Source organism: Chitinimonas viridis (assembly GCF_030409555.1).
GTDB lineage: Bacteria > Pseudomonadota > Gammaproteobacteria > Burkholderiales > Chitinimonadaceae > Chitinimonas > Chitinimonas viridis.
The window spans coordinates 256,150-277,524 of record NZ_JAUFPU010000001.1 but is presented as its reverse complement, the minus strand read 5'-3'; the positions used below and the strand labels follow the sequence as shown (position 1 = coordinate 277,524).

Below are 21,375 nucleotides of genomic sequence, written 5' to 3'. Positions count from 1 at the left end.
TATCAAGAACGGAGTGGGTGGCATGTTGCGACATATCCTGTTTGTCTGTCTGTTGGGGCTGGCACTGCCAGGTCTGGCTGATGCCACTGCAGCCAGCACCTATCGGTTTGCGCCGGAGTCAGACTATGGCCCCTTTGTGTTCCAGGATAGGGACGGCGTCGTCAAGGGCTTGTCGGTCGATTACCTGAACCTGATCGCCGAACGCGGCGGCCTGCGTATCGAAACCCTGCCTGCCGCATCGCTGAGTGCCAACCTGGCACTGGCCAGGCAAGGTCAGGCGGATATTCTCACCTCCTTGAGGCCCACCCCTGAACGGGGCGAATTCCTGCTGTTTACACCATCCTATGTGTCGGTGCCTGCCGTATTGGTGGTGCCAGGAAACCGCAGCCTGCCCGATGGCCTTGCGCAGATGGCGGGACAAAAGGTGGCGGTGGGTACGGGCTATGCCGTGGAAGCCTATGTTCGGCGGCAGTTTCCTGCCGTGCAGTGGTTGGGGATGCCGGACGATCACCAAGCACTGCGGGCCATGCAGCGAGGCGAGGTGAGTGGCGTGGTGGCGGACATTGCCAGTATCCGGCACCTGCAGGCGCAGCACGGTTTCGCTGAGCTGGTGGTGGGGCCATCAGTGGGGTTCGATTACCCCTTGAGCATGGCTTATCGCAAGGATATGCCGGAACTGGGCAGGCTATTGGAGCGCGGCCTGGGGCAGATTACGCCCAGCGAGCGCGAGCAGATATACCGGCGCTGGATAGGCGAAGCGCCGACGCCAGACCAGGTCGATCTGAACCCGATGCTCTACTACGCTGGCGGGGTGTTCTTTCTGCTGGCGGTGATCTTGGGCGGATGGCATGCCATTGCAGTGCGAAAGCCATCCGGTGGCTAGCTTGACGCACGGCTCGCGCCTGGCTTGCAGCATCCTGCTATGGAGTCTGGCGTGTGGGGTGCTGGCCTGGCTGTCTCTCTATCTATCGAGGCATGGTGGTGGGGTGGCTAGCTTGTGGTTTGCCAACGCCGTTGCCATTGCCAGCCTGTTGCAGCGGCCTTTGGCCGAGTGGCCAGTGCGTCTGCTGGCGCTTGGCCTGGTCATCGCCCTGGCCAATTTACTGATGGGCAGCAGCTGGTTGCAGGCGCTCTGTTTTGCGCCTGCCAACCTGCTGGAAATCGGCGTGGCGGTCTACCTGTTTCAGCGTCATGTGCAGTCCGGGGGGTGGTCTGATAACCCTACCAGCCTGCTACGTTGCTTTCTGGCATGCGGCGTCATACCAGGCCTGTTCGGCGCCAGCGCGGGGGCACTGGTGCTGCTGGCCAATGATATCGGGCCGCTGGCGAAAGTGTGGTCGACCTGGTACGTAAGCTCGCTGGTGGGGGCGATGACCGTGCTGCCCTTTTGCCTGCAACTGCGTTTTACCGGGCTGCCTTTCTTGCGGGCGGAGGTGGTATCCAGGCCGACACTGGCCTGGCTGTTTGCCTGCCTGAGTTTTCAGGTGCTGGTGCAGCTCAAGATGCCTTACCCCTTGGTGGCATTGCTGGCGCCCCTGGTCATTGCTGCGGTCTATCTGCCATTCGGCAGCATGGCGTTTGTGGTGGCAGTCTGCGCGATCACCCAGTCGCTATTGATGGGGCTAGGCGTGATGCCCTTGCCACCGCTCACTGCAGAATGGCAGCTGCTGCTGGTGTACGCCACCTTGGCACTCACCTTTATTGTGCCCCTGATACTGGCATCCGCAACTCGCCAGAACAGCCTTCGGCAAATGGCGCTGGTCAGGGCCGAGTCGGCGGCACACGCGTCGAACTTGCGGCTTGAACAGCACCAGCAACTGCTCGACGAAGCAAGCCGGCTGGCATTGCTGGGTGCTTGGGAGGAGAGCGGCGATGGACAGTACCACTGGTCCAGGGCACTGTTTAGCTTGCTTGATCAGTCGGATAAAGCCCCACCAGGCTGGGAACAGTTGCTGCCACGGTTCGAGCCCGAGAGTGCCACGCTATTACAGCAGGCGCTGCTGGAGGCACGTACCCAGCAGCGGCCGTGGGATATCGAACTGACCTATCTGGGGCAGGGGGGGCGCAGGGTGCAGCTGCGGCATATAGGCCAGGGGCGTTGGAGCGCGGATGGCGTCTATCGCTTGTGGGGCGTGGTGCAGGATATTACAGCGCAGCGAGAGCTGGATGAGCTCAAGAGCCACTTTGTTTCTGCCACCAGCCATGAGTTGCGTACGCCGCTGACTGCCTTGCATGGTGCGCTCGAGATGCTGGCCTACACCCAGGCAGAGGCATTGCCGGCGCAAGCGGCAGACCTGCTGGAAATTGCCCGCCTCAACAGCAGGCGATTGACGCAGCTGATTCAGACCATATTGGATTTCGAGAAGATCAGGCTGGGCAAGCTGGAGGTGCAACTGACCAGTGTGGATATGCGGGCGCTGACATTGGCGGTGGTACGCGAGTTGCAGCCCTATGCCGCCGGGTTCGAAGTCCGTTTCGAGGTGGACAGTGGCAGGGCCCCCCTGTTGGCGCTGGCGGATGCCGGTCGCGTGATGCAGATCATGACCAATCTGCTCTCCAACGCAGCCAAGTTCTCGCTGCAGCACGGGGTGGTTAGCGTTGCGCTGTATGAAGACGCGAGTGATGTGTACTGGCGGGTAGGCAATGGCGGCGAGCCTATCTCGGTGGAGATGCAGCAGCGCCTGTTCCAACCCTTTAGCCAAGGTGATCGCCGCGATGGCCGCCAGCATTATGGTACGGGCCTGGGTCTGTCCATCAGCCAGGCGATGGCGCATGCGATGCAAGGAGAGATTACCTGCACCAGCGATACGGTGATCGGCACCGTGTTTACGCTGCGGCTGCCGAAACAGGGCGTGGGTTAGGTCTGGGCAAAAAAATGGGCCGGCGGTCAGGCCGGCCCGGAATGCAGACCGAGAGACGGGCGCTCACGATCTCCAGGGAGAGGTGCCGGGCTGGGTCGCCCCAGACCCGGCGTACTGCGCGCAAAGGAGTTCAGTTGAACTCGTTACTACCCATGGCTTGCGCCATGTACTACATCAATCAGTTGGTGGCCGACTTCAGTTGCAGCTTGCTGTCGACGCGCTTCACACCGGCGATGGCCGAGGCAACCTGCATGGCCTTGTCGGCGGCTTCAACCTTGTCGACGGTGCCGGTCAGGGTGACTACGCCCTGTACGGTGGTGACCTTGACGTCCAGGGCCGACAGGCTCTTTTCGCCCATGATGGCGGCCTTCACCTTGGTGGTGATGGTGGCATCGTCCACGTACTGACCGGCTTCAGCGGCGGGGCCACCTTGGGGGGCTGGTGCTGCAGCTACATCGGCAGCGATAGCGGGGCCAGCGATCAGCATGGCGGCAAGCAGGCCTGGCAGCAGATGACGGTTTTGCATGGTGGAATCCTTTCGAGGTGTTGGGAAAGGCAACGCTGACTTGGCGTTACGTAGTCCACTATTGCAATGGCCGTGCCAGGTTTTATTTTTTCTTACATTTCAATTGCTTGCGCTTGTGTTTTGGTATGGCTGGCCGATCTGTGGGTAATCTGGCCGGCCTGGCTAACCTTTTTTGTCGCTGATAGGCGACGCTTCCTGGCGGCGATAATCCAAATGCCTGAAAACACGGGTGCCTGGCCTGTCGCTAATCGGCGACGCCGGGTGTGCTGCGGAACATACCGGGGCTCAGATCATGCTTTTGCAGCAGGCGATAGAACTCCGTACGGTTGCGATCGGCCAGGCGCGCCGCATCGGCCACGTTGCCGTCGGTGAGCTTGAGCAGCTTGACCAGGTAATCCAGCTCGAATCGCTGGCGGGCCTCGGCGTAGCTCAGGACTTCCACCGCTGCTGCGCGCAAGGCACGCTGTACCAGCGAGAGGGGTATCAGTGGGGCGGTGGCCAGGGCGCAGACCTGTTCCACCACGTTATAGAGTTGTCGCACATTGCCTGGCCAGGGGGCGGTAGCCAGGGCTTCCAAGGCTTCTGGGGCGAAGCTGTTGAGCTGCTTCTGGTACTTGTCGGCCAGCCGGGTCAGGAAGTAGTTGGCCAGTAGCGGTATGTCCTCGCGCCGCTCGGCCAGATTGGGTAGCTGCAGGCTGACGACGTTGAGCCGGTAGTAGAGGTCCTCGCGGAACTGTCCGGCCGCCATGGCGGCTTCCAGATCGCGGTGGGTGGCAGACAATACGCGCACGTCTATGGGCACCGGCTGGCTGGCGCCGACAGGCCGCACCGAGCGCTCCTGCAGCACCCGCAGCAGCTTGACCTGCAGGGGCAGCGGCATGTCGCCGATTTCGTCCAGGAACAAAGTGCCACCGTCGGCCGCCTGGAACAGGCCGCGATGGTTGCTCACCGCCCCGGTAAAGGCCCCCTTGATGTGGCCGAACAATTCGGACTCCAGCAGTTGCTCGGGTATGGCGCCACAATTCACCGCCACAAAGGGTTTTTGGGCGCGGGGGCTGGCGCGGTGTATGGCCTGGGCCAGCAGCTCCTTGCCGCTACCGCTGTCACCCCGTATCAATACGCTGGCATCGGTGCCGGCCACCAGCCTGGCTTCGGCCAGCAACTCGGCCATCAGGCTGGAGCGGCTGACAATGGGGGCGCGCCACTCGTCGTCGTTCTGGCCAGCCTGGCCGCCTGGCGTGGCGATGCTCAGTGCCTGGGCGATCTTGGCCAGCAAGAGCTTGCCGTCAAACGGCTTGGTCAGATAGCCGAATACGCCACGCTCGGTGGCGGCCACCGCATCCGGGATGGTTCCGTGGGCGGTCAACAGGATGACCGGCAGGGTAGGGTGGCGGGCATGGATATCGCCAAACAGGCTCAAGCCGTCCCGGTCAGGCAGGCGTACGTCGCTCAGCACCAGCTGTGGCAGTTCCACTGCCAGGCGGGTCAGTGCGCCTTCGGCGGTGGTCGCGGTGGTCACCCGGTAGCCCGCGGCAGTCAGGCGCATCGATAGCAGCTTGAGCAGGTCGGTATCGTCATCCACCAGCAGGATATGGGCGTTCATGGCCGGGCTCCTTGGCGTGGCGCTGGCGTCAGGCTGCGCTCGATGGCCTTGAGGGCTTCCAGTTTCTCGTTCAATTGATCGAGTTTCTTCTGTTGCTCGCGCTGCAATTGCAGTTGCTTGTCCAATTGTTCCTCCTGCTTGCGCTGTTCGCTCAACTGGCTTAGCAACAATCTGGCCAGGGGCTGCAGTGCCTGCGCCTCGGCACGGCTGTCGCGAAGCAGTGCCTCCAACAGCGTGGTGGCGCGGGCGGCATCGTTGCCGTTGCGGTTGTGCAGCAGCAGCAGTGCCAGCTCCATGCTGGTGGCCGGGCTGGCGGGCGCCACGCCCAGGCGCGCTGCTTCCTTGGCCAGTTCAGCGGCGTTGTACTGCCGCAGGTTGTCGTGATAACCCACTGCCAGGCGTACGGCCTGGCTGGCGGGGTCGAGTTCGCGCACGGGTATGCGTACTTCCTTGACCGGCAGGGCACAGGCCGCCAGGGCAAGGCAGCTCAGGATTGAGCAAACATGTTTAGTTTTCATCGGGTAGTTCGATTCTGAAACAGGTGCCGGGTTCATGCGGCAGCAGGAATACCTGACCGCCGTGGGCCTGCAGGTATTCCTGGACGATGGAAAGGCCTATGCCGCTGCCGTGACGTGCAGCCGGCGGCTGGTGCTGGCCCTGGTAGAAGGGCTCAAAGATGCGGGGGCGATCCTGCTCGGCAATGCCGGGGCCTTGGTCGCTGATATCGATCTGTATGTGCTTGCCGCTGCGCCGGAGCGAGAGCCCGATACTGCCGCCCTGGGGGCTGAAGCGTATGGCGTTGGAGAGCAGGTTGCCGAGGGCGATGGCCAGCTTGTCGGCGTCTATCCGTGCGCTCAGCGTGGGGCCGTCTATCTCGGGTTTGAGCTGGCGGGCCTGCCATTGCAGGCGCTGGGTATCTACCACCTTCTCCAGCAAGGCCCGCAAATCGCAAGGCGCCAGGTTGAGCTGGCGGGCCTCGAACGCGGCGGCATGAAAACGCAGCAGGTCTTCTATCTGTTGCTGCAGGGCCACCACATTCTGCGCCAGGATGCCGGATACCTCGCGCTGTTGCTCGGTCAAGGGCCCGGCGATTTCGTCCTCTAGCAGCGCCACGCCCTCACGCAGGGCCGCCAAAGGGGTCTTCAGTTCGTGCGAGATATGGCGCAGGAAGCGTGTTTTGTCAGCGTCCAGCTCTGCTAGCCGCAAGCGCAGCCAGTCCAGTCTTTGTCCCAGCCGGCGCAGGTCGGCGGGGCCACGGATATCGATGGCGCGGTCCAGTTGGTTTTCACCCAGGCTCAGTATGGCGCCTTCCAGTTGGCGCAAGGGCCGCGCCAGCCATAGGCCGAATATCAGGGCCAGCAGGATGGCCAGCAGCAGGGCGGCCAGCAATTGCCCGCTGAGCTGTAGCCTGCCCTCCTCGAGGCCGCTGAGCAGGTCGGCATTGCGGTGTTCGAGGTCATTACGCACAGCGCTTGCCAGTTGGCTGTTGAGTTGGGCCAGTGCCTTGAATTCGGTGGATAGCAAGGCCTCATGCCGGCGGGTAGGCTTGGTCGGCTTGGCCAGATAGTCGGCAATGCGCGCTTGCTGCTGGCGCCAGCGGTTTGCTACCTCCTGGTCTGCCAGCCCGGCTTCCAGCCGTTGTAGCGCAGCCAGGCTGTCGCGCAGCGCTTCGTCATAGCGCAGGCGGATATTGGGGTCGTCCAGCACCAGGAATTGCCGTGCTGCCCGTTCCATGGTGACGCTGCGTTCTGCCAGCAGCTGCGCGTCGGCACTCAGTTGCACGGCGTGCGCAGCACCCCCCCGGCTTTGCTTGACCAGAGATTCCAGTGTGAGCAGCGCGCTCAGGGAGGCGGCGCCCAGCAAGCCGGCCAAGAGCAGGAAGGCCAGCAGTAGCAGTTGGCGAAAAGAGGGGCGTAGGCGAGCAAGCATGAGTTTATGTAGATGGCATGGCCAGCAGGATGATGCCTGCTTCGGCGCGGGAGGGGAAATGCCATGTCTGCTCTAGCCCTGCAACTGCCCATGGAGAGCGGCGATGCGGCGTGCGCTTTGTGCGCTATGCTTGAACAGTTTTTATGCTTATGTCATATTGCGGTCAGCGAGACCACTTTGACCAGGTACTTGGGTAAGCAGAATGCGCTTGGGGCTGCTGCCGGTTATCGGCAGGCTTTGAATGCGCCCATTATCTGGTTCTATTGTGGTATTGGCAAATAACACCAGTTGGGTGTTGGTGATTTATTTGCCGCATTTTTCTGTCAATTTGAGATACCAATGAAAAACCAATCAGGAGGCATCATGCAGGCAACTCCCCTACTCAGCCGTGCCGGGCTGGGCTCCGCCCTGGCGGCAATGGCCGCACCATTCTGCGCCAGCTTGGTCAGCCAGGCGGCCCTGGCACACGGCGCCATGGCGGTGCCGGTGGACCGGGTCTACAACTGTTTCCAGGAAGGGCCGGAAAGCCCAAGGTCGGCAGCCTGCAAAGCCGCCAAGTCAGTCGGCGGCACCCAGGCCTTCTATGACTGGAACGGTGTGAACCAGGCCAATGCCAACGATCAGCACCAGGCCCTGATCCCTGATGGCAAGCTGTGCGGTGCAGGCAAGGATGTCTACAAGGGCTTCAATCTGGCGCGTGATGACTGGCCCGCCACCAATATCGCCCCCAATGCCAACGGTCAGTTCGATTTCCTCTACAAGGCCACCGCGCCGCACGCCACCAAGTCGTTCAAGTTCTTTGTCACTAAATCGGGCTACAACCCCGGCATGGCGCTGAAGTGGTCTGATCTGGAGAGCCAGCCATTTTGTAACATTACCAATACCACCCTGGTAAATGGTCATTACAAGATGAGCTGTACCCTGCCCCAGGGCAAGTCGGGCCGCCATGTGATCTACAGCATTTGGCAACGTGCCGACAGCACCGAGGCTTTCTACTCCTGCATGGACGTGAACTTCGGTGGCGCCACCACGCCATCCACCTGGAAGGAAATCGGCCAGGTAAGGGCACAGCAGGATCTGGCAGTGAACACCAAGGTCACCTTCCGCCTGTTCGATCCGGCGTTCAAAGATCTGGAAAGCCACAGCATCACCCTGGCCAGTGGCATGACGGGAGCCAGCCAGTGGCCCTATCATCTGGCCCAGAAGGTCAACGCTGCATCGCAGTATGTGAAGGTGGGCGTGCTGGGTAACGGCGGCAATATCGCGCCGGTGCAAAGCAGCATGGAAAACCGTGTCTACGAGCGCAGCACCGTTACCCAGGACTATAGCTTCGAGATCGACATCAGTACCGGTGGCGATGGTGGCGGCACCGGACCGGTGGATTACGTCTATCCGGCCGGTATCGCCAACTACAAGGCCGGCACCGTGGTGCAAGGCAGTGACGGCAAGCGCTACCAGTGCAAGCCTTTCCCCTATTCGGGCTGGTGCACCCAGTCGCCGCCACATTACGGCCCGCCTGCAGGGTCGCATTGGCAGGATGCCTGGACCTTGATGAAGTAAGCATGATGAGGTAACCGCAGCTGCCGTGGCGACTGTGTGCTTGGCCTCCAGTCATCAACAGAGCGGCCTGATCACGGAAGTGAACAGGCCGCTCTGCTTGCATAGTGGCGAAAAGATCTTGAACAGGCGCTTACATCTGCTTGAACAGATGCAGGTAGGCGCGGCTGACCACCAGTTGGTCGGCGCGGGTCTTGAGCTTGACCAGGGTACGGCCGCGAAAATCACGCACAGTCCCCGCAATATGCCTGACTGCGACAATGGTGCCACGGTGTACCTGCCAGAAACGGGCGGGGTCCAGTCCATCCAGCAGTTCACGCAGCGGGGTGCGTATCAATGACTCCCCGTCGGCGGTAAAGACGCTGACGTATTTGTCGCGCGCTTCGAAATACACCACCTCATCCACCGCGATCAGGCGTGTCTCGTTGCCGTGGGCCGCCCGTATCCATTCCAGCCGCGGGCTGCTGGGGGTGGGCTGGCCCAGCAGGGCTGCCAACTTGGCCAGCAGCTCGGGATCGGGGCCGGCCATGGGGCTGCCGGTATGTCTTTCGTCGCCCAACTGGCGTTTGAGTTTGTCCAGCGTTTTGCCCAGGCGCTCACGGCTGGGAGGCTTGAGCAGGTAGTCCACTGCCTCTCGCTCGAATGCGTCAACGGCGTACTGGTCGTAGGCCGTGACAAACACCATATGCGGGGCCGCGTCGGCATCCACCAGCCGGCTCGCTACCTCCAGGCCGCTCAGGCCGGGCATGCGGATATCCAGGAAAGCAATATCGGGCGCGATATCGTCTATCAGCCTCAGCGCATCCACACCGTTGTACGCCAAGGCCACGATCTTGAGCTCGGGCCACAGCTCGGCCAGCTCGGTCTTGAGGAATTCGGCCAGGGCAATTTCGTCGTCGGCGATCAGGGCGGTGGGCATGGCAGGGTGCGTGGCGTGGTCTGTTTTTCAATCTTACTATGGCTGCGGCCCGCTCTTGCCCTTACTGCCGTCCAATGGCAGGCGCAGTGTGGCGCGAACCCCGCTGGGTTGCTGGTCGGCCAGGGTAATACCGCCTGCCGTGCCATACAGCGTCGCCAGCCGCTCGCGCAGATTGGCCAGGCCTACACCGCCGCCAATACGTGGCTTGGCAGCGGGGTTGAAGCCCTCGCCATCATCGGCAACCTCGATCAGCAGGGTGTCGTCTTCCTGCGTGACGGTGAGCGTGATGCTGCCACCCGCGATGCGCGGCTCCAGGCCGTGCTGTATGGCGTTCTCCACCAGGGGCTGCAGCAACATGGGCGGGATGGCGATGGCGCCTAGCTCGGGTGGGCACTGTACTTGGTAGCTCAGACGCTGGCCCATGCGTACCTGCATCAAATCCAGGTAGGCGCGCACCGTCTCCAGCTCATGATCGAGCCGGGTCTCGGCTTCGCGGCTGGCCGATAGGCTGGTCCGCAGGTAATCGATCAGGCGTTCCAGCAGCAGGCGGGCTTTGTCAGGCGCGGGTGCAATCAAGCCGACTGCATTGGCGAGGGTGTTATAGAGGAAATGCGGCTCGATCTGGGCCTGCAACATGCGCAGTTGCGCTTCCAGTGCCCTGCGTTCTGCGTCCAGGGCTTTCTGTGTCTGTTCGGCAAGTGCCATTTCGGCCTTTACCTGCCGGTCACGTGCCACGAACAAGGCGCACAGGATGGCTGACATGCCTAGCGAGAAAACCAGTATGGTCCTGACACCCTGAGCGCTGAAGATATAGCGGCGGGCCGCATCCATATCGAGCACGGCCAGGCCGATGGCATAGCCCAGGAATACGCCCAGTACCGGGATCAGCATGAAGTAGAGGTAGCGCAGCCAGGTGGGTAGCTTGTTCAGCATGCTGCCCAGCAGCATGCCAGACAGATCGAACAGACCATGGATGGTGAAGCCTATGGTCTGGGTCAGCACAAAATTGACGTAAAAATAGCGCCACGGATTGCTGGGCATGGAGAACATCAGCCCCACGCTCATCAAGGTGCAGCCGATCAGGCTGTTCCAGATAAAGGTGTAGAGCAGATCCCGGGCTGTGCCATGCGGCCAGCGCTTGAAGTAGGGGATCAGCTCCAGCGGATGCCAGTTGATGCCGGTCTCCAGGCTGTTGCAACTGCTTGCTGTGGTGTGAGTCTTGCTGCTCATGGCGATTCCTGGGAGCCTGCTATGTGCTCAGTTTACGGCTGGGTGGTGACGGACTGTCATACCCAATTCTTGGCGGCGCTTAGCGCATGGCAAGTTGCGCAGCCTTGTCCAGCCACCGCACCCGGTGCTGTTCGGCACTGCCACGTATCGGCCCGATTTCAAGTTCATCCCTTACCCGTATGCCGCAAAACTCCAGCACATTCACGCGCAGCGCCCTGAGCCCGGCACGCCGGTAGACCAGCCGGTTGTACCATGGTGGAGTATCGCTGGTCACCAGTATCTGGGCCTCCCGCCCCTGCAGCAGCTTGCTGGGCATGGCCTTGTTGGCCAGGTATTTAAAAGCAAAGCCAGGCAGAAACACCCGGTCGATAAAGCCTTTCAGCAGGGCGGGCATGCTGGCCCACCAATAGGGGTAAACGAAAACCAGGCGCTCCGCGTGCTGGATGGCCTGCTGGGCGGCTTGCAAATCAGGCTCCAGCGTCTGCCTGCCTTTGTAACCCTTGCGCAGTATCGGGTCGAAGGCCAGTTCGCCGAGATTGAGCCGGGCCACCTCGTGGCCGGCCTGGCTGGCGGTTTGCTGGTAGCGGTCGGCCAGGGCGGCGCAGAAGCTATCTTCATCGGGGTGGCCAACAATAATCAGTATGCGCATGGTCAGGTACTCTGGAAGTTGCCGTGAAAACACAGCGGGGCGGCATAGGGCAGCCTGGCCTGGGCCAGCGGGCCCTGTGCCAGATTGGCGGCATCGAACACATTCAGCACGGTCTGCCTGCGGCGTAGATCCAGTGCTGGGCCGACCAGCCAGAGTCCGCGACCATCGGGCCGGGCGATCGGGACGTGTTCCTCTACGACCCAGTCCGGACCAAAGGCAAAGCGATCGATCTTGCCGCCATCCAGGTCGATGCGTGCCACGCCCCCCATGCCCATACCGTGTTGCTTGTCCTCAATCAGGGTAAAGAGCGCACCATGGCGGCGCCCCACGAGCGCATCGGCAACGCGGGGGAACTCACTCGCATCTAGCAGGCGCTCCTCCCGTACCTGGCCTCGGCGCAGATCCAGCGTCAGCTGGCTGGTGACCGAAGGGACGCCCTTGTCCCACACCACCCCGCGCATGGCGGCGGCCATCTCCTGCAGCACCTGGTCGTCCTGATAGAGGGTGGCATCCAGCCGGATGCTGTCGCCATCGTCAAACGCGTTACCAAAGTGAAATACCATGCGTGCCGGCATTTCCAGCGTGTGTTTCAGTGTCAGGTCGGCCTTGTCTATGACCAGCACCCGCATGGCACGCTGCCCTTGCCATTGGTGCATGGCCAGGTAGCTGATACCAGGGGCGCGGTTGAGGCTGAAGGGGGGCAGCAGCAAGACGATATGCCGCTCGGTCACGACAAAATCATGCACCAGGGCAATATCGGCCACGTTCAGCAACTGCACCCGTGCCAGGTTGCCATCGGGGCGGATATGCCAAAGCACCAGCTTGTTGACGCCAGGCACGGCGCCGATATTCCACAGAGTGCCATCCGGCTCCACCTTGGGGTGCGCCGAGAAGGGCAGGGCGGTCAGATCGTCGCGCCAGGTCTTGAGGCCACGGGTGGCCAACGTTTGCGGGTCCAGCTCGGTGGCCGAGCCGCCCTCCCACATGGCGTACAGCTTGCCGGCATGCGGGAGCGCGCTGGTATTGGCTGCATTGACGCTGTCGTTGTTGCCTACCGGCCGGCGGGCAATGGCGGTGCCGAAACCAGGATAGAGCAGCTGGTCGGCAGCAGCTTCTTCGCGGTATTTGTGGGTGCGCACCATGCGGGCCAGATGACTGACGCGGCCATGGGCCATGCGCCAGGCATGCACCATGCCGTCGCCATCGAACCAGTGCTCGTAACGCTCGCCGCCACGCTCCAGCCTGGCTGGGCCATTGCGGTAAAACACCCCCGCCAGGGCCTGCGGCCAGCTTCCGCTGATGCTGGCTTCGCCAGCCAGCATCTCGTTTTGGGTGCCAGCCAGCATGGCCAGCCGTGGATGGCGGGCCAAACCGGCACGGTAAGCCTGGTAGGTATCGGCACCGGCCAAGGCGCTCGCCGGCAGGCATGCTGCCAGGCCACCGGCCAGGCTCTTGAGGAGAAAGTCGCGGCGTTGCATCTCAGCGCTCCTGCTCTTGCAGTTTCTTCAACTCGTGCGCCAGTACCCTCTCGTACAGGCCGGCCCCATTGAAGAAAGTGACGGCGCCGTGTGACAGCAGGCCCAAGCCCCAGCCCATGGCCGACCAATAGGCCCAATTGATGCCCCCGCCTTGCAGCAGGTCTATCAGCAGCAGACCGCCGATGACCAGCAGATAAATGATGGCATGGCTGTAGAAGCCGGTTTTCTGCCGGGCGCGGCGTTTTGCGCGGGCGAGCAGGGCGTCGTGTGCTGGCATGGTGGTCTCCTGAATAACGCGGGCGTGGTTAACGTAGGGTGACGGTAATTTCGGCGCCGCTGTCCGGCACGCTGATGCGGGCTTGCTCGAAGCTGGGCGGGCCAAAGCTGCCTGCGGCATCGCGGGAGAAACCATAGGGTTCGGTAGGCATGCCTACTAGGTTGCTATCGAGCTTCTTGTTGGCGTTCTTGTCCTGGTACAGCGAAATCGCGTAGTCGCCAGCCTTCAGGTTGCTGATCACAGCCTTGACGCTGCCAGCCTGGGCATCGGCCATGCTGATGCCGACAGGGCGCTTGAGGAAGGTGTCGGCACTGTCGTAGGCGGCAAGCAGGACCTTGCCCTCGGCGCTGGCCAGACCGTTGACGGTGATGGTCAGGTCGGCTGCCTGAGCGGCACCGGCAGTCAGCAAGATCAGCGGCAGGATGTGGCGGATGTGCATGTTGTGGCTCCTCGTGGCTCGCGGTAGTGCGATGGGTTGCATCCTGGCGGAGCCTGTGTCGAGCCGCTGGCGCTTGCGATGAATCGACGGGGACTGGTCGCCAGTTGCATTCATCCGGCGCGAATCACCTGGCGTGGGCGCGAGATGAGCCTGGGGTGGCGCGTGGTCTGGCTAGGCCCACACTCGGTAAGCCGGACAGCAAACAGCCCGGCTGTGCCGGGCTGGTCTGGTGGTGCGGGGTGCGCCAAAGCGGCCCCTGCGACTGCGTGTGGACTTCTGGCACGCGTCTACCCCGTACGCTTGCAGCGACGGGGCGACGTGCCCTTGCATCAGCGCTTGGTCGGCTTCTTGCGCACGTACAGTGTTTTGGTGACGCGGGCGATCAGCTCGTTCTGCTCGTCCACGATATCAATGACGAACTGGGGCAGGTATTTCTCGCCGCTGGCTGTCCGCTCGCGGATGTCTGCCAGCGTGGCGTCATCGATACGGAAGCGGGCGGTGACCTTGCCACGGCCGGGAGCAATGAATTCGATACCGGCCTGCTGATCCCAGACAAAATAGTCGCGCCCCAGCAAGGGCATGAGCATGAGCATGTACCAGGGGTCGGTCATGGCAAACAGGCTGCCACCGAAGTGGGTGCCGACATAGTTGCGGTTGTACCAGCGCAAGCTGAGCTGGCAATCGACTTCGCGGTAGTCCGGCGATATCCGTGTGGCATGGATGCCGGTAAACAGAAAGGGCGGCCACAGGTTGATCAGACGCCGCAAGGTATTGGCTTTCAAGCGATTTTACTCCTTGTGGGATTGACCGAAAGATTGCCTGTCAAGCGCTTGCTTGTCAAATATCCATGTGACCATGAAGGCCTGGCGATCAGGCCGGGATGAGGCACCGCCCAGGCAAGCTGGCATGGTTTCTTGGCCTCCTGCCGCCTATAACAATCATTGTTGGCTGATAGAGCTGGCGGCCTGCCGTGGGTGGCCAGGGCAAGCTGATCAGTGTGGCATGGCGATGGCCGGGGCAGCCCGGCCTGGATCACAGACAAGGATGGGTGTGATGGCGGAACAGATGGCGACAGCGGGCTTACCAGAACCGACCGATGTAGCAGAGGTAGTGGTGCGCTACCTGGAAGCCATTGGGGTGGAATATGTGTTTGGTGTACCGGGTGGTGCGGTAGAGCCTATCTACAACGCGCTGGCCCGCAGTGCTCGCCTTGGTGGCCCACGGGCCGTGGTGGCCAGACACGAGGCCGGTGCCGCCTTTATGGCAGAGGGCTATACCCGTGAGACCGGCAAGGTGGGGGTCTGCATAGCCACATCGGGCCCTGGCGCCACCAACCTGCTGACGGGGGTGGCGAATGCCTACGATAACAGCATCCCCATGCTGGCCATTACCGGCCAGCCATCGCTGCCCTCGTTTGGCCGTGGCGCGCTGCAGGAGTCCGCCTGTACTGGCGTGAATACCCTGGGCATGTTTCGTCACTGCACCCGCTACAACTCGCTGGTTTCCCACCCAGAGCAGGTGGAAAGCAAGCTGGTCAGTGCCATCATGCGCACCCACCGGGCACCCTATGGGCCGGCACACCTGTCGTTTCCGGTCGATATCCTGCGGGCGCCTGCACCGGGTTCCTGGCTTAACTACGATTTACGCAACCTGATTGAGAAGCCTTCATTGGTGGATATTGCCGTCGTGCGCCAGTTGGCAGCCGATATCCACAAGGCCGACAAGATTGCCATCATCATAGGCAGCACTTGTGGCGAAGCCATCGAAGCTATCCTGGAACTGGCTGAGCGCACCCATGCCCTGTTTGTGACCACGCCCGATGGCAAGGGGCTGGTTAACCCACGCCACCAGCTCTACCGAGGCGTGTTTGGCTTTGCCGGCCACTACACCGCCAATGCCGTGCTGCTGGACGACCCGGATCTGGTGCTGGCATTCGGCGTCAGCCTGGGCGAATGGACCAGCGCGGCCTGGTGCGAGACCGTGCTGAACAACCGGCTGGTACATATCGATGTGGATGACGAGCATCTGATGCGCTCGCCCATGGCACGGCTGCATGTGCGAGGTCGTATCAGCGCCGTCTGCGAGCTGCTGGTGGAATCGCTGCGAGGCGACGAGCAAAGGGCGCAGGAGCGCGCAGGCAAGATCAGCCTGCGCAGTGTGGAGGGCATGCTGCGCGAGCCGGAAAAGTACGAATCTCCGGCCGTGCCCATCAAGCCGCAGCGATTGATGCGGGAGCTGTCGCGCCGCTGCCCGCCCACCACCCGCTTCTATGCCGATGCCGGCAATAGTACGGCCTGGGCCATCCATTACCTGCAACCGCGAGATCGCCGCATTGGGCACCAGCACGATTTTGGCCGCACCCACGCCGATGTGGGTGAGCGCAGGCAGGATCATGCGGGCTGGCTCCGGGTCATCATGGATTTTGCCCCCATGGGCTGGGCCATAGGGGCGGCTGTGGGCGGTGCACGCGGCAACCCCGACTGCCCTTGTGTCTGCATTACCGGCGATGGCAGCTACCTGATGAATGGACAGGAAATCACTGTGGCGGCGGCAGAGAAGCTCTCGGTGCTGTTCGTGATACTCAACGATGGTGCGTTGGGCATGGTCAAGCATGGCCAGCGCCTGGCAGGTGCCGAGCGCACAGCTTTCGAGTTGCCGACCGTGGATTATCGGCTGCTGGCCGAATCGCTGGGGGTGCCGGGATTCGTGATCCGTTCGCCCGAGGACTTCGAGCAGATCGATATCGAGGCCATATTGCGCCGTAAAGGCCCCACGCTGCTGGATGTGCGCATAGACGGCGAGGAGGTGCCGCCCATGAGCCTGCGCATGAAGACCTTGGGGAGCGAGCGATGAGCGCAGCCCCACGCAAGGAGGTAGTGCATACCCGTATCTGGCAGGAAGAAGCCGAGCCCGACAACCCCTTTGCCACGCGGGTGGCCCGCTGCCATGGCTACGATGTCTATGGCGATATGCTGGGCAAGGCGGGCTGGATAGAGATGCTCTACCTGCTGTTTCGCGGCGAGCGCCCCTCGGCGCAGCAGGCGGCGTTGCTGGAGGCATTGGCAGTGGCCCTGGCCAATCCCGGCCCGCGTGACCCCATGGTGCATGCAGCCATGTGTGGTGGCGTGGCGGGTTCTACAGCCGCGGCCAGCCTGATGGCGGCCTTGGCCGTGGGAGCAGGCCAGAATGGCGGTGCCAGAGAGGTGTGGCTCGCCATGCAGGCGTGGGAGTCATGTGGAACCGACCTGGCATTGTGGCACGGGTATTTATCCAGGCCGCCACAGCCGGGTGTGGACATCTGGCCTGAGATGGCGCATCCGGCAGGCTTTGCGCCGCATGGGGTGCAAGCAACTTTGCCCGTACGACAGCTATTGGCGCATCTTGCCCGCCACGCCCCTGAGCTTGCCTGGCTGCAGCAGCAGCGGATAGCGCTGGAAGCCGATGCCGGCTTGCCTATGGGTATGTTGTTGCCGGTGGCAGCAACTTTGCATGTTTTGGGCTTTACCGCAGAGCAGGGAGAAATGCTGGTGCTGCTGCTCAGGCTACCCGGTGCTGCCGTGCATGCATTGGAGCAGTGGCGCTATGGCTTCAAGCGCTTTCCTTTCTTTCCGGTTGAGCTGACCGATGATCCTGCTGGCAAGGTGAGCGCATGAGTGGATACCGCTTGCTAGCAGAGGCGCATGGCCGGTTGCGTACGCGCGTGGGTGCGGCCTTTCCCGGCACGAGGGCTGTATTCCGCGGGCAGGATCTGCATGCGGAGCTGGGCGATCTGGATTACCTCGACCTGTACCACTACGGTATTACAGGCAGGCGCCTGAGTGCAGCACAGCTACGCTTGCTGCATGCGATCTGGGTCAATACCAGCTATCCGGATGCCCGGCTTTGGAACAACCGGGTTGCGGCACTGGCCGCTTCGGCACGCAGCCCGGTTTCGCTGGGTATGACGGCCGCCATGGCGGTATCCGATGCCATGGTTTATGGCGGACAACCGGGCTTATGGGCCATGGCTTTCTTCAAACGTATGTTGGCGGCTGTGGATGCTGGTGCATCCTTGGCTGACTGTGTGCTTGCCGAGGCACGTGACCATACGGTCTATGGCTATGGGCGGCCTATCAACTCAACTGATGAACGCATTCCCTGGGTGATGGCCAAGGCTAGGCAATTGGGTCTGGATCAGGGCAGGCATATCCTGATCGCATTTGAGATAGAGCGCATATTGTTGACCTATCGGCCCCAGCTGAAGATGAACTACGCCGCCCTGCATGCTGCTTTTGCTGCGGATATGGGTTTGTCGGTTCCTGAGTACCATGTACTGCGTATGCCCGTCTTTATGGCTGGCATCGTGCCATGCTACGTGGAGGCGTCTGAAGCCGTGGAAGGAACACTGCTGCCGCTCAAATGTGACGATATTTGCTACGAAGGACGCGAAAAGCGCACCTGGGTGGCTGAATAGCGAACCAGCAATATATATTCAAAGGGAGAGCGCAGTTGACTCCCTACCGCAGCGGCCCTGATGGAGCGATACGATGCATATCAAGCACACCACCCTGGTGACCTCTTTGCTATTCGCTGGCCTGGCAACATGGGCGCAAGCCGATGAACCAGTGCTTGAAGAGGACCTGGCACAGGCATATGGCGATCAGACGACGATCACGATTGCCACGGGTAGCCAGCAGAGCTTGCGTCGCGCACCGTCGGTGGCGTCGGTCATTACTGCCGCCGACATCGAGGCGATGGGTGCAACCGATCTGGACACGGTGCTCAAGGCAGTACCTGGCCTGCACGTTTCGCGCTCGGCCAACAGCTATAGCCCTCTTTACGTGATCAGAGGGGTGAACAGCCTGCTCAATCCACAGACACTGATGCTGCAGAATGGGATACCGATGACCATTCTATTTACCGGCAATCGGGGCAATATCTGGGGCAAGTTGCCAATAGAGAACATTGCGCGGATCGAGGTCATACGTGGCCCGGGGTCGGCACTCTATGGTGCTGATGCCTATTCCGGCGTAATCAATATCGTGACCAAGACAGCGGCAGAAAGCGAAGGTACCCAGGTTGGCGTGCGCCTCGGGTCGTTTTCCAGCCAGGACGCCTGGGTACTTCACGGCGGCCAGGTCGGGCCTATATCGGTAGCCGCCTATCTGCATGCGGGCAAGACCGACGGCAGCAAGGAGGTCATCGATTCCGACGCACAGACGCGCAATGATGCGGCATTTGGCACCAAGGTTTCGCGGGCACCAGGCACGATCAATGTGGACTACAAGGCAGTGGATGCCAGTCTTGATTTGTCTTACGGCAAATGGCGCTGGCGTAGCGGCTACAAGCTACGTGACGATGTGGGGACCGGTGCCGGGATTACCTCGGCATTGGACCCCACAGGCAAGACGCAGAGCCGCCGCATGAATTCCGATTTATCCTGGCTGGATGCGCAGGTGCTACCCAATACCGGTGCGGGTTTCAGTGCCAGCTACCTTTACTATCGCCAGACCATACCATCGCCATTGATACTCTATCCGGCAGGTATGCGTTTTCCATCGGGGCTGTTTCCGGATGGGATGATCGGGTCGCCGGAGTTCTGGGAGCGGCAAATCCGTTTTTCTGGCTTTCTTACTTATAACGGCTGGGTGGGCCATGCTTTACGGTTTGGGATGGGCCACGACAGTGTCGATCTCTACCGTATAAGGGAGTTGAAGAACTTTACGTTTACGGCCAGCGGCCTGCCGGTTCCAGCAGGGCCTGTGAAGGACTACACCAATATCGCGCCTTATTTGCTGCCGCAAAAGCGTACCGTGAACTATGCGTACGTACAGGATGAATGGACGCTGGCAAAGGATTGGGCACTGACGGCTGGGGTTAGGCATGATCGCTACAACGATTTTGGTTCAACCACCAACCCGCGTCTGGCACTGGTGTGGGACGCACGATATAACCTGACTGCGAAGCTGCTCTATGGCCGGGCTTTCCGGGCGCCGTCGTTTGGAGAGTTTTACAGTGCCAACAATCCAACCATACGCGGCAATATCAACCTAAAGCCTGAGACGGTGCGGACAACTGAGGCTGCCGTGGCCTGGCAGCCACGACGGGATGTCCATCTGAACCTGAGCGCCTATCGCTATGATGCCCGTGACCTGATCAGGACATCGCCCAATGCGGTAGCAGGGACTGGCCTTACCTACAACAACATCGGTCAGCAGACTGGTCGTGGCCTTGAGCTTGAGGCGGCATGGGATGTGGCGCGTGATCTAAAACTGGCGTTTAACTATGCACGTCAGCGCACTATCGATAAATTGACCAACAAGGACGCAGGCAACGCTCCCCATCACCTCGCCTATGGCAGCGCAGAGTGGCGTATTGATGATGGTTGGTTGCTGAGCAGCCAGATCAGCCGTGTTGCAGGACGCAAGCGGGTTGCAGGTGATACCCGTACACCGGTGGCAGACTACACCAATGTAGATGTTGCAATTACCAGCAAGCAAGGCAAGGGAAAGTGGGATCTGACGCTAGCTATCGGCAACTTGTTTGATGCCGATATACGTGAGCCCAGTGTCTCGCCGGGCTTGATAGCCAAGGATTTACCGCAACCTGGGCGGAACTGGATGTTGCAAGCCAGCTACCGCATGTGAGGATGCCTGGGCAAACGCCTGTTTCGTTTGCTGGCAACTCGACATATAGTCTGCTTGAGAACAAGACCAACAAGCCGCAAATGTAGCGGCGTAACCCAGGCCATGATCATAGCAGCGGCTTTCAGGAGCAGCCTTACAGGCAATCAGTCCTTACTTGTCAGCGGTTTCGCGCAAGCGTGCCGTGGCTTGGTTGCTTGCGTGCTGTTGATCTTCAGCCCCCCTGTTTTCGCTGCACAGGTGGTGGATATTGCTGGCTTGTTCACTTACCGTCCCGATGCTGCGCTCCTGGCATACGGGGTGGCTGTCCCCACCGACGTCGCCCTCTTCCGCGTCGCCTTCAACGGCCAGAAAGCCGAGCTGGTCGCCATGGCTGCCGGGCCGCAGCAAAGCAGCCTGATGCGGCTGGCTGCGCTGAGCGGCAGCCAGATTGCGGTGCTGTATCCTGATATCGGCGAACCGTATCGCAGTGTGTTCACCAAGATTATCGAGGGCATAGAGGACAAGGCCCGTGTTCGGGTAGCCAGCTATGCCGTCGGCAATAAACTGAATGCCCAGGAGCTGGCTGGCGAGCTCAAGCGCCAGAATGTGCGGGCCGTGATTGCCCTGGGCCGCAATGGCCTGCGGGCGGCCAACGCCCTGGAGGGCAGCAATCTGAGCATTGTCGCCGGCGGGGTGCTGGCGGTGCCCGAGAGCGAGGCCCGTGGCGTGGCCGTGCATAGCCTGGCGCCCGACCCCGAACTGATGTTTGCCCGGCTCAAGCTGCTGGTGCCACAGGCGCGGCGCATCTATGTAGTGTGCGACCCCAGGCAGAACGCCTGGCTGATGCAGTTGGCCCGCACGGCGGCCAAGGCACAGGGCTTGGAGCTGCAGGTGCGCGAGGCAACCGACCTCAAGACGGCCATGCAGCACTACCAGAGTATCTTCAGCAGCAGTGATGCACGCCACGATACGGTATGGCTACCGCAGGACAGCACCACCGTCGAGGAATCGGCTGTGCTGCCGCTGGTGCTGCAAGAGGCCTGGAACCGCAATATCGCGGTGTTCTCCAGCAGCCTGAGCCACGTCAAGCGGGGGGTGCTGTTCTCTTTGTACCCCGACAATATGGGCCTGGGCCGTAACCTGGCACAGGTCGCGCTCGCCAATGCCGATGGCGCCAGCGGCTTGGTACCACTGAAGGACGTACTGGTGGCGGTCAATCTGCGTACCGCCAGCCACCTGGGACTGAATCTTGGCAACAAGCCTCAGCAAAATTTCGACCTGGTTTTTCCTGAGCCTTGATTG

At 61.5% G+C, this 21,375-nt stretch carries 20 protein-coding genes; 9 read left to right on the top strand and 11 right to left on the bottom strand.

The window, feature by feature from the left end:
* Positions 1-22: 22 nt before the first annotated feature.
* Both QWZ03_RS01250 and QWZ03_RS01245 read left to right on the top strand, forming a co-directional pair.
* Complete coding sequence (locus QWZ03_RS01250; protein WP_290331064.1) at positions 23-883, top strand: transporter substrate-binding domain-containing protein; 861 nt, start codon at positions 23-25, stop codon at positions 881-883.
* Positions 849-2,861 (top strand): sensor histidine kinase, encoded by a 2,013-nt coding sequence (locus tag QWZ03_RS01245; RefSeq protein ID WP_290331063.1) that lies wholly within the window; start codon positions 849-851, stop codon positions 2,859-2,861. Before QWZ03_RS01250 ends, QWZ03_RS01245 begins: the two co-directional genes overlap by 35 nt.
* Positions 2,862-3,039: 178 nt before the next feature.
* Here QWZ03_RS01245 and QWZ03_RS01240 read toward each other — a convergent pair whose 3' ends face one another.
* The 4 genes from QWZ03_RS01240 to QWZ03_RS01225 all read right to left on the bottom strand — a co-directional run bounded on the left by QWZ03_RS01240 (position 3,040) and on the right by QWZ03_RS01225 (position 6,919).
* On the bottom strand, positions 3,040-3,387 hold the full coding sequence (locus tag QWZ03_RS01240) for a BON domain-containing protein (RefSeq protein WP_290331062.1): 348 nt from the start codon (positions 3,385-3,387) through the stop codon (positions 3,040-3,042).
* A gap of 244 nt (positions 3,388-3,631) precedes the next feature.
* Entirely contained in the window at positions 3,632-4,990 is a 1,359-nt protein-coding gene (locus tag QWZ03_RS01235) for a sigma 54-interacting transcriptional regulator (RefSeq protein ID WP_290331061.1), read from the bottom strand.
* Entirely contained in the window at positions 4,987-5,508 is a 522-nt protein-coding gene (locus QWZ03_RS01230; RefSeq protein ID WP_290331060.1) for a DUF3450 domain-containing protein, read from the bottom strand. The genes QWZ03_RS01235 and QWZ03_RS01230 overlap by 4 nt, the downstream gene beginning before the upstream one ends.
* On the bottom strand, positions 5,498-6,919 hold the full coding sequence (locus QWZ03_RS01225) for a sensor histidine kinase (protein ID WP_290331059.1): 1,422 nt from the start codon (positions 6,917-6,919) through the stop codon (positions 5,498-5,500). The genes QWZ03_RS01230 and QWZ03_RS01225 overlap by 11 nt, the downstream gene beginning before the upstream one ends.
* Before the next feature lie 63 nt (positions 6,920-6,982).
* Here QWZ03_RS01225 and QWZ03_RS01220 point away from each other — a divergent pair, with 63 nt between their 5' ends.
* Together QWZ03_RS01220 and QWZ03_RS01215 are read left to right on the top strand one after the other, a co-directional pair.
* Positions 6,983-7,201, top strand: coding sequence for a hypothetical protein (locus QWZ03_RS01220; protein ID WP_290331058.1), 219 nt, complete (start codon positions 6,983-6,985; stop codon positions 7,199-7,201).
* A gap of 81 nt (positions 7,202-7,282) precedes the next feature.
* Positions 7,283-8,479, top strand: coding sequence for a lytic polysaccharide monooxygenase (locus QWZ03_RS01215; protein ID WP_290331057.1), 1,197 nt, complete (start codon positions 7,283-7,285; stop codon positions 8,477-8,479).
* 130 nt (positions 8,480-8,609) lie between these two features.
* Here QWZ03_RS01215 and QWZ03_RS01210 read toward each other — a convergent pair whose 3' ends face one another.
* From QWZ03_RS01210 to QWZ03_RS01180, 7 genes are all read right to left on the bottom strand, one after another.
* Positions 8,610-9,395: a LytR/AlgR family response regulator transcription factor gene (locus tag QWZ03_RS01210; protein WP_290331056.1), complete on the bottom strand. Its 786-nt coding sequence runs from the start codon at positions 9,393-9,395 to the stop codon at positions 8,610-8,612.
* Between the two features lie 36 nt (positions 9,396-9,431).
* A complete protein-coding gene (locus QWZ03_RS01205) occupies positions 9,432-10,625 on the bottom strand; it encodes a sensor histidine kinase (protein WP_290331055.1) in 1,194 nt (397 codons plus the stop codon).
* Between the two features lie 79 nt (positions 10,626-10,704).
* A complete protein-coding gene (locus tag QWZ03_RS01200) occupies positions 10,705-11,274 on the bottom strand; it encodes an NAD(P)H-dependent oxidoreductase (RefSeq protein ID WP_290331054.1) in 570 nt (189 codons plus the stop codon).
* A 2-nt stretch (positions 11,275-11,276) separates the two neighbouring features.
* Positions 11,277-12,752, bottom strand: coding sequence for a carotenoid oxygenase family protein (locus QWZ03_RS01195; protein ID WP_290331053.1), 1,476 nt, complete (start codon positions 12,750-12,752; stop codon positions 11,277-11,279).
* 1 nt (position 12,753) lies between these two features.
* Positions 12,754-13,029: a 2TM domain-containing protein gene (locus QWZ03_RS01190; protein WP_290331052.1), complete on the bottom strand. Its 276-nt coding sequence runs from the start codon at positions 13,027-13,029 to the stop codon at positions 12,754-12,756.
* A 28-nt stretch (positions 13,030-13,057) separates the two neighbouring features.
* Entirely contained in the window at positions 13,058-13,468 is a 411-nt protein-coding gene (locus QWZ03_RS01185) for a DUF2141 domain-containing protein (protein ID WP_290331051.1), read from the bottom strand.
* Between the two features lie 329 nt (positions 13,469-13,797).
* A complete protein-coding gene (locus tag QWZ03_RS01180; RefSeq protein WP_284197875.1) occupies positions 13,798-14,250 on the bottom strand; it encodes a DUF4442 domain-containing protein in 453 nt (150 codons plus the stop codon).
* Between the two features lie 271 nt (positions 14,251-14,521).
* Here QWZ03_RS01180 and QWZ03_RS01175 point away from each other — a divergent pair, with 271 nt between their 5' ends.
* The 5 genes from QWZ03_RS01175 (at position 14,522) to QWZ03_RS01155 (ending at position 21,372) form a co-directional block, all read left to right on the top strand.
* On the top strand, positions 14,522-16,321 hold the full coding sequence (locus QWZ03_RS01175) for a thiamine pyrophosphate-binding protein (RefSeq protein WP_290331050.1): 1,800 nt from the start codon (positions 14,522-14,524) through the stop codon (positions 16,319-16,321).
* Entirely contained in the window at positions 16,318-17,121 is an 804-nt protein-coding gene (locus tag QWZ03_RS01170; RefSeq protein ID WP_290331049.1) for a citrate synthase family protein, read from the top strand. The genes QWZ03_RS01175 and QWZ03_RS01170 overlap by 4 nt, the downstream gene beginning before the upstream one ends.
* Complete coding sequence (locus tag QWZ03_RS01165) at positions 17,118-17,921, top strand: hypothetical protein (RefSeq protein WP_290331048.1); 804 nt, start codon at positions 17,118-17,120, stop codon at positions 17,919-17,921. The genes QWZ03_RS01170 and QWZ03_RS01165 overlap by 4 nt, the downstream gene beginning before the upstream one ends.
* Before the next feature lie 73 nt (positions 17,922-17,994).
* Complete coding sequence (locus QWZ03_RS01160) at positions 17,995-20,094, top strand: TonB-dependent receptor plug domain-containing protein (protein WP_290331047.1); 2,100 nt, start codon at positions 17,995-17,997, stop codon at positions 20,092-20,094.
* Between the two features lie 198 nt (positions 20,095-20,292).
* Complete coding sequence (locus QWZ03_RS01155; protein WP_290331046.1) at positions 20,293-21,372, top strand: ABC transporter substrate binding protein; 1,080 nt, start codon at positions 20,293-20,295, stop codon at positions 21,370-21,372.
* The last annotated feature ends 3 nt before the right edge of the window (positions 21,373-21,375 follow it).